The organism is Pseudoxanthobacter sp. (assembly GCF_036822375.1).
GTDB lineage: Bacteria > Pseudomonadota > Alphaproteobacteria > Rhizobiales > Segnochrobactraceae > Pseudoxanthobacter.
Genome location: NZ_DAISHT010000076.1, coordinates 2,404 through 9,952 on the forward strand (window position 1 = coordinate 2,404; position 7,549 = coordinate 9,952).

The following is a 7,549-nucleotide window of genomic DNA, read 5'->3' on the forward strand; positions in this document are numbered from 1 at the left end:
GTCTGTTCGCAATGGCGCGGCCGGAGGCCGGCAGGCCAGAGCGTGCCGGATGGGGATGGCCGCGGAGGCCGGCGCGGTCGCGACCGCGGCGGCTGCCCGGACGGGCAGCGGCAGCGACGACGCGGCCCGCGCAGGATAGAGGCAGGCGACACGGCTGAGACGCCGGGCCGGCATCAGAACGGCCGGCCATGACAAAGGCGCGACAGCCGGCAACACGACAGCCGGCGGCACGAGACAGGCAACGACACAAAAAGCGACCCACGGCCGGGAAGGATGCCGCAGCGCGATTTTGCCTGTCGCCGGCCCGCTCCGGCAGCGCCGGAGGATTGTTGCCGGGTGCGGCCGTTACAGCCGCGCGGCCGTTACAGCCGCGCGCCGGTGCCGGCCTGATGCCGGGCTGCAACACTACAGGCATCCCGGTGCCGGAGGCAACGCCGCCGGCGCGGCGCGATGTGGCCGCCATGAGAATGCGGCGACAGAATCCGGGGGCGAATCGCGCCCCGGGCCGCGCTTCGGATCTCGCCGTCACGGGGCGGGCTGTGTTAGCGTTCGCCCGTCTCTCCTGCCCGCCCGGCCGCAGATGCTGCGGCCTTGCTCGTTCGCTGCCCGGAAAATCCGGGCCCGGGACCGCCTGCCCCCGGGGTTCATGTCCATGAGTTCGCTGCAATGACGACGCCCACGATTCGAATCGAGGATCTGGCCCCCTATCTGATCGGGGAGGCCCGCATTCTCGGCCTCGATCTCGGCACCAAGACCATCGGCCTTGCGCTTTCCGATGTCGGCCGGCGCATCGCCTCGCCGATGGAAACCATCCGCCGCACGCGCTTTGCCGCCGATGCCGACGCCCTGCTCGACATCGCCGACGAATTCGGCATCGCCGCCATGGTGATCGGGCTGCCGCTCAACATGGACGGCAGCGAGGGGCCGCGGGCCCAGTCGACCCGTGCCTTCGTGCGCAACCTCGCCCAGCTCACCGACGTGCCGGTGGTGTTCTGGGATGAGCGGCTGTCGACGGTCGCCGTCACCCGCACCCTGCTCGCTGCCGATACCTCCCGCGCCCGGCGCGGCGAGGTGGTGGACAAGATGGCCGCGGCCTTTCTGCTGCAGGGCGCGCTCGACCGGCTGAACGGCTTTCTGGCCGAGCAGGACGGCGAGGCGGACGACGGCGGCGCCTGAACCGCCGCACTCCGCCCGGCCTTCGCCGCCCCTGCGCGACCCGCGCCGGCCCGCCCGGCCCGGCCGCGGCCGCCCCTTTATGCGGGGGTGGTGTGCGGTGTCCGGCCGGCCTTCAGGCGCCGGGTCCGCCCCAGTCGACACTCACGGCCGGGGCCGGCTTGAGGCGCAGCGGCTGGCCGGCGGCAACGAAGATCACGTCGCTGGCCGCTGCGGCGACGGCCTGATTGAGACGGCCCTGCGCATCGCGGAACCGGCGGCCGAGCGGCGTCTGCGGCACCAGACCGAGGCCGATCTCGTTGGAAACGAGAATGACCGGCGCCGCCGCACCGGCCAGCACCGCCACGAGGCCCGCGCTTTCGGCGGCGATATCGCGCTCTGCCATCATCAGGTTGCTGAGCCACAGCGTCAGGCAGTCGACCAGCACCACCCGGCCCGGCCGCGCCTCGGCGGCAATCGCCTGCGCCAGCGCCAGCGGCGCTTCCACGGTGTGCCAGCCGGCCCCGCGGTCGGCCCGGTGACGGGCGATGCGCCGCGCCATCTCGTCGTCGCCGGCCTCGGCAGTGGCCAGATAAACGCGCTCGCGCCCGCTCCGACGGCTCAGCTCTTCCGCAAAGGCGCTCTTGCCCGAGCGGGCACCGCCCGTGACCAGCACCACCGCCGCCCGGCGCACCGACTTTTCCCCAGCACAGTCCATCGCGCGCTCCGCCCGTCAGAGACCTCATATTTCCACTGAAAGGCTGGATATCCCGTCGCGCCGGGCACCGCCAGCGCACACCACAGGGTTCGCAGAACCGGTTCCGGCGCTGTGAATAAGTGGGCGAAAATCGCTTTGCCGCCGCAAAAGGGCTTGGCAAGCGGGATCGGGATCAATATACACCCGTCTCGAGCCGGTCACCACCGGCTCTGGTCCCCGGTAGCTCAGTCGGTAGAGCAAGCGGCTGTTAACCGCTGGGTCGCTGGTTCGAGTCCGGCCCGGGGAGCCATCCTTTCCTGTCTGCCTGTAACCGAACAGGCTCATGAAGACAGAAAGGCGCAGGTGAGGCCACAGGCCCCTGTGAACTTCGGACTCGACAATCCCTCATTATCCAGTGCGCCGTTTTATCCAATGCCCCGTTTTCCGCTGAGACAGGCTGTCTGCATCAGCATCGGCCGGCATTTCTGCGTGTTGCATCTCACCGCAGCGCCGGTTCGCCGCGCCTGACCGGGCGCCCGGTTCGTGTGCGTCCCGCCCGTATGCATCCCGCCCGTATGCGTCCCGCTCCTGCACCCGGCCTGCCGGAGACCCCTGCCTGTCGGAGACCGTGCCGCGAGTGCTAACCTGACGGAAGCGTGCGCCGGCCGTCCGGGCCGGCACACCGCCCGGCGAGGAGAGCATCCCATGAATCCGCCCGTCATCAGCCGCATCGGCGACAGGGTGCTGCGCACCCCGGCCAGCCCCGTCGATCCGGCCGTCATTGAAAGCGATGCCGTGCAGGGCCTCATTGCCGCGATGATCGCCACCATGCGGGCGGCCCCCGGTGTGGGGCTGGCCGCCCCGCAGATCGGCGAATCGCTGCGCATTCTGGTGGCCGAAGATACCGGGGCCGCCGTGCAGGCCCTCGGCCCCGATCGCGCCGGCGAGATGGAGCGCCGCCCCTTCGGCCCGGTGGTGATGATCAACCCGGAATGGCGCCCGGTGGGCACCGAAATGCGCACGTTCTTCGAGGGCTGCCTGTCGATTCCCGGCTACGGCGCCCTTGTGACCCGCCATCGCGTCATCGAGGTGCGCTATCTGGACGAGAACGGCGCCGGGCATGACTGGACGCGTTTCCACGGCTGGCCGGCCCGCATTCTCCAGCACGAGGCCGACCATCTCGACGGCGTTCTCTACACCGACCGCATGATCGCCCGCTCGTTCATGACCGCCGAGGCCATGCGCGGCGAGATGGCCCGGCCGATCGCGGAAATTCTGGGCGAATTCGGCGCCCTGCCGGCCGCCGCCCGGCCGCGTTTCGGCTGACGGTGCACAGCCGCGGACAAAATGGCGCGCGGCCGCCACCTGCCCCAATGCCGCCGCATGGGCCACGCCACTATGGCCGCCGGAATCGCCGCCGGCTGCCGGAAGTTCTGTGCCGGCGCGCGGCCCCGTCGCTGTTTTTTGCCCGATGCCGCTCTTTACCCGATGCCGCCCTTCAGGACCCGCCCGATGCGCCCCGCCCGCCTGCCCCGCCCTGCCGCCCGCCGCCGCCTGCTGCCCCGCCGCCTTGCCGCTGTCGTTCTCGCCGGCCTGACGGGTGCCGTGGCGGTGACCGGCCTTGCCGGCAGCGGGCTCCTCGGCACCACGGCTCTGGCGCAGGCGGCCGGCGCGCAGTTCGTGGCGCCGAAGCCGGAAACCTGCGAGAGCATCGCCACGCGGCTGCGCCGCTCCGTGCATCTGGCCTTCACCACCGCCGAAATCGCCTTCACCGACCCGATCAACGGCTGGAAGGGCCGCGCCTGCCGCATTGCCGCCACCGGCCGCGGGCTGCCTTACCGCACGCTGGAAAGCGCCCTCAAGGCCATCGAGGCGCCGTTCGCCGACTGGACCGTCGACAAGTCGCGCAGCACCGTCGGGCCGACAGGCGAACTGAAGAGCTTCAAGAACGGCGACCTCATCGCCGTGGTCTCCGCCGAGTGGAACCCGCCGCCGGGCGTGTGCAGCGCCGAGCAGGCGCTGGCCGCCTGCAAGGTGGCGCCGGCAAAGCGCATCTGGTCGGTGTCGGTCGATCTGGTGCAGCGCGCCCCCAAGGCCGACTGAGGCCGGCATGAGCCACCCCCAGCATCCGCAGCCGGCAGACCGGCACCGCAGCGACCGCCCCGCACCGCGCCGCCTGCCGGCGCTGCTGTCGCGGCTGCGGGCCGAGCCCGGCCTGCTGGCGGCCTTTCTGGCGGCCTGCGGGCTGTTCCTCACCTTCGCGTTCATTGCCGATCATGTGATGGAGCGGGAGGCCTTCCGCTTCGATCCCGCGTTGCTGGGCGCATTGCGGCAGCCCGGCGACCCGGCCCGGCTCATCGGTCCGGGCTGGCTTGCCGAGGCGGCGCGCGATGTCACCGCCCTCGGCTCCACCGTGGTGCTGATCATGGTGCTGGCGATCGGCGTCGGCTACCTGTGGCTCAGCCGGCGGCGCACCACGGCCCTGCTGCTGATTGCCGCCGTGGGGGGCGGGCAGATGCTCTCCTCCGCCCTGAAATGGCTGGTGGACCGGCCGCGGCCGGATGTCGTGCCGCATCTGGCGGAAGTCTCGACGGCGAGCTTTCCGTCCGGCCATTCCACACTGTCGGCGGTGGCCTATCTCACCATCGGCGCGCTGCTGGCGCAGGCCCAGCGCGAGCGCCGGGTGCGGCTGTTCATCATGGCCGTCGCCCTGCTGCTGACGGTGATGATCGGCGCAAGCCGGGTGCTGCTCGGCGTGCACTGGCCTTCGGACGTGGTGGCCGGCTGGGCGCTCGGGGCATTCTGGGCGCTGGCGTGCTGGATGGCCGCGCGGCTGATGCAGCAGGCCGGCAACCGCTAGACCACCGCCGTGCTAGACCACCACCGTGACCGACCGCGCGGCCCGCGTCAGCCCGGTATAGAGCCAGCGCGCCCGGTCCTCGCGGAAGGCATGGCTCTCGTCGAACAGCATCACCCGGTCCCACTGCGAGCCCTGTGCCTTGTGCACCGTCAGGGCATAGCCGTAGGTCAGTTCGTCGAAGTGGCGCAGGATATCCCACGACAGTTCGCCCTCGCGCCCGGCGAAGAAATGCGGGTGCACGGAGACCCGCCGCCGCTTGCGCGCGGTGCCGGCGTCCTCAGGGTCGATATGGAGCTGCACGACGCGCTCGTCGGCCGAAATGACCTCCGCCACCGACCAGATGCCGCCGTTGAGCAGCCCCTTTGAGCGGTTGTTGCGCAGGCAGACCAGCCGCTCGCCCACATTGGGCACCGTCCCCTCATAGCTCTTCAGGGCGCGCAGGCGGCCGTTATAGAGGTGGCGGGTGCGGTTCAGCCCGACCAGCACCTGATCGGCTTCAAGCACATCCTCGCTCTCCAGTTCGCGCCGGGAAATGACGCGGCTGTCGCCGTAAGTGCCGGGAATGAGCCCGCCGCCCTCGCGCACATCCATGGAAAGCCGGATCAGCGGATTGTCGCGGGCCTGCCGGTGCACCTCGGTCAGCATCACATCCGGTTCGTCGCGGGTGAAGAAACCGCCCCCCTTGACGGGCGGAAGCTGCGCCGGATCGCCCAGCACCAGCACCTTGGTGCCGAAGGCCAGCAGATCCTTGCCCAGCGCCTCGTCGACCATCGACACCTCGTCGACGATCACGAGGTCGGCATTCTTCACGGCACTGTCGCGGTTGAGCACGAATTTCGGCGCGCCGGCATTCTCGTCTTCCAGCTTGTAGATCAGGCTGTGCAGCGTGGACGCGCCGGTGCAGCCCTTGGATTGCAGCACCAGCGCCGCCTTGCCGGTGAAGGCGGCAAAGGCAACCTTGCCGTCCACGGCGGAAGCGATTTCGCGGGCCAGCGTCGTCTTGCCGGTGCCCGCATAGCCGAACAGCCGGAAAACCGGACGGCCCGGATCGGACAGCCAGCGTGACACCGCCTTCAGCGCCGCCTCCTGCTGAGGCGACCAGCGTGGTTCGGACATCAGAAGCACTCAACCGTTGAACAGGGCCGCCCGCGCCGCAGCGGCAACGCACAAGGCCGGAGAGCAGAGCCGGAGGCGCAGGGGAGGGCAAGAGCCGGATAGCGCACGGCAGAGCACGATTCGTCCGCCCGCGTCCACCGCCGGCAGGCACGCGCAGGCACAGCCTGTTTCTATCCTGCCGATCCTGTCCCGAATTCCCGCCCTGCCCCGTCGGCAGCCGCGTAGGGGGCAGCGTCTCCGCCCGTTTCTCTAGCACAGGACCGCGGGAAGCGAACCCCGGCCCGGCCAACCGGCGCCGCTCTCTATCGGGCGCCGGACCCGCCACCCCAAGCAGAAAGCCCCTGAAGGGGCCCTGCAGCCCGGAGTGAAAACAATGCCGATGACGATTTCCACCCTGAAGAAGGTCGCCCTTGTCGGCGCCGCCCTCGCCGTTCTTTCCGCGCCCGCCTTGGCGCAGAGCGCCGCCACCCCGCCGGCCGACGACGAGACGGCGGCCGCGGCTCCGGCCCCGGATGACGGCGCCCCGGCCCGCCCGGATCGCGGCCCCGGCAGCCGTGACTGCGACGGCACCGGCCCCCACGGACCCGGCATGGGTCAGGGGATGGGCCCCGGCATGATGGGCGGCATGGGCCGCGGCGGAATGGGCCCCGGCTGTCCCGGCGCGCCCGGTTCCCATGGCATGGGTCCCGGCATGATGGGGGCTGGCATGATGGGCGGTCCCGGCATGATGGGGCCGGGTATGGGCGGGCTCGGCCTGCCGCCCACCAAGGGCGCGGTGCTGGTGTTCGACCGCGGCGGCCCGGGCGGCCGCATCATCATCAAGTGTGCCGACAGCGACAGCACGGAAGCCTGCGTCAAGGCCGTGGCACCGCTGATCGACAAGGGCCTTGCCGCCCTGCCGCAGCGCGGCCCGAAGGGCGGCCCGGCTCCGGCACAGCAGCCCTGACACAGCAGCCCTGACGAAGTGACCGGCGGGAGCGGCCTTTCCGCTCCCGCAAGCCGGCGCTTCCACAACCGCCCGCGCCGTTCGCACAACCTTAATGTGGCGCACCCTCTGCTCCGGCAATCCTGCCTTGCCGGAGCGCTTATAATTTCCGCATTGCCTGCGGATCTCAAATCAAGAAATACCATCGTCCGGCAGGACCGCCTGTGATACATACTTATGCGAGTGCTTGTCGCTGAATTAACACGTTTAAGGCACGGACGATGGCGGAAGAGGCACGATCGGATTCCGAGGCACGTGGTGAACAGGCCGTCGATTCCGACACGGCGCTGCGCCCCATCAATCCCTATCTCAGCTATTATCCGCAGCCGATGTCCGAGCGCAGGGCGCGCTACGAGGCGCGGCGGGCGCGTTTCCTGCGGCAGAAACTGCCCATGGGGCACCCTTATCGCGATATGCCGCCCTGGGTGCCGTATAATGTCGCCCGGATGGTCGGCTGGCTGCAGCGGGTTTCCCGGCTCGGCTGAGCCGTCCTGAACCCGTTTGACCACGCCCCCGCCAACAGCCCGGCGCCTTCACCCGCCGGCTGCGAAGCCAAATCCGTTCAGGAAGCAAAGTCCGTTCAGGCAGGGCCGGCAGGCCGGCTGGTCAGGCCGGCAGTCAGACAAGACCCGCAAGAGAACCCCCGCAGGGCCGGCACAGGCCGTTGCGGCGCCCCGGCCTGCCCCCCCCGGCAATCTCCCGAAAACCCGGACTCTGCGAAGACGACGGCGAACCCTGA

At 70.3% G+C, this 7,549-nt stretch carries 8 protein-coding genes and 1 tRNA gene; 7 read left to right on the forward strand and 2 right to left on the reverse strand.

Going from position 1 to position 7,549, the window contains the following annotated elements:
- The first annotated feature begins 666 nt into the window (after positions 1-666).
- Positions 667-1,176: a Holliday junction resolvase RuvX gene (gene ruvX, locus V7067_RS09225; protein ID WP_334175604.1), complete on the forward strand. Its 510-nt coding sequence runs from the start codon at positions 667-669 to the stop codon at positions 1,174-1,176.
- 112 nt (positions 1,177-1,288) lie between these two features.
- On the opposite strand, the gene cobU is transcribed toward ruvX, so the two are convergent.
- Positions 1,289-1,870, reverse strand: a complete 582-nt coding sequence (gene cobU, locus V7067_RS09230; protein ID WP_334175605.1) for a bifunctional adenosylcobinamide kinase/adenosylcobinamide-phosphate guanylyltransferase — start codon at positions 1,868-1,870, stop codon at positions 1,289-1,291.
- Between the two features lie 213 nt (positions 1,871-2,083).
- Here cobU and V7067_RS09235 point away from each other — a divergent pair.
- The 4 genes from V7067_RS09235 to V7067_RS09250 all read left to right on the forward strand — a co-directional run bounded on the left by V7067_RS09235 (position 2,084) and on the right by V7067_RS09250 (position 4,709).
- Positions 2,084-2,159: transfer RNA gene (locus V7067_RS09235), tRNA-Asn, on the forward strand.
- A 395-nt stretch (positions 2,160-2,554) separates the two neighbouring features.
- Complete coding sequence (locus V7067_RS09240) at positions 2,555-3,175, forward strand: peptide deformylase (RefSeq protein WP_334175606.1); 621 nt, start codon at positions 2,555-2,557, stop codon at positions 3,173-3,175.
- Between the two features lie 186 nt (positions 3,176-3,361).
- Positions 3,362-3,952 carry a hypothetical protein gene (locus tag V7067_RS09245; RefSeq protein ID WP_334175607.1) on the forward strand — a complete coding sequence of 197 codons (591 nt, stop codon included), beginning with the start codon at positions 3,362-3,364 and terminating at the stop codon, positions 3,950-3,952.
- Positions 3,953-3,959: 7 nt separating this feature from the next.
- The gene (locus V7067_RS09250; protein WP_334175608.1) at positions 3,960-4,709 is read left to right on the forward strand and encodes a phosphatase PAP2 family protein; all 750 of its coding nucleotides are present in this window, start codon (positions 3,960-3,962) and stop codon (positions 4,707-4,709) included.
- A 12-nt stretch (positions 4,710-4,721) separates the two neighbouring features.
- On the opposite strand, the gene V7067_RS09255 is transcribed toward V7067_RS09250, so the two are convergent.
- A complete protein-coding gene (locus V7067_RS09255) occupies positions 4,722-5,825 on the reverse strand; it encodes an AAA family ATPase (protein WP_334175609.1) in 1,104 nt (367 codons plus the stop codon).
- A 379-nt stretch (positions 5,826-6,204) separates the two neighbouring features.
- Between V7067_RS09255 and V7067_RS09260 the strand changes: the two genes are divergently transcribed.
- Both V7067_RS09260 and V7067_RS09265 read left to right on the forward strand, forming a co-directional pair.
- Positions 6,205-6,771, forward strand: a complete 567-nt coding sequence (locus tag V7067_RS09260) for a hypothetical protein (protein ID WP_334175610.1) — start codon at positions 6,205-6,207, stop codon at positions 6,769-6,771.
- A 260-nt stretch (positions 6,772-7,031) separates the two neighbouring features.
- Positions 7,032-7,295: a hypothetical protein gene (locus V7067_RS09265; protein WP_334175611.1), complete on the forward strand. Its 264-nt coding sequence runs from the start codon at positions 7,032-7,034 to the stop codon at positions 7,293-7,295.
- Positions 7,296-7,549 lie beyond the last annotated feature (254 nt).

What these genes read in the sequence shown, in the direction of transcription:
- V7067_RS09265 (WP_334175611.1), top strand. Translation starts at nt 7,032, where the DNA reads ATGGCGGAAGAGGCACGATCGGATTCCGAGGCACGTGGTGAACAGGCC.
- V7067_RS09240 (WP_334175606.1), top strand. Translation starts at nt 2,555, where the DNA reads ATGAATCCGCCCGTCATCAGCCGCATCGGCGACAGGGTGCTGCGCACC.
- V7067_RS09250 (WP_334175608.1), top strand. Translation starts at nt 3,960, where the DNA reads ATGAGCCACCCCCAGCATCCGCAGCCGGCAGACCGGCACCGCAGCGAC.
- V7067_RS09260 (WP_334175610.1), top strand. Translation starts at nt 6,205, where the DNA reads ATGACGATTTCCACCCTGAAGAAGGTCGCCCTTGTCGGCGCCGCCCTC.
- V7067_RS09245 (WP_334175607.1), top strand. Translation starts at nt 3,362, where the DNA reads ATGCGCCCCGCCCGCCTGCCCCGCCCTGCCGCCCGCCGCCGCCTGCTG.
- cobU (WP_334175605.1), bottom strand. Translation starts at nt 1,870, where the DNA reads ATGGACTGTGCTGGGGAAAAGTCGGTGCGCCGGGCGGCGGTGGTGCTG.
- V7067_RS09255 (WP_334175609.1), bottom strand. Translation starts at nt 5,825, where the DNA reads ATGTCCGAACCACGCTGGTCGCCTCAGCAGGAGGCGGCGCTGAAGGCG.
- ruvX (WP_334175604.1), top strand. Translation starts at nt 667, where the DNA reads ATGACGACGCCCACGATTCGAATCGAGGATCTGGCCCCCTATCTGATC.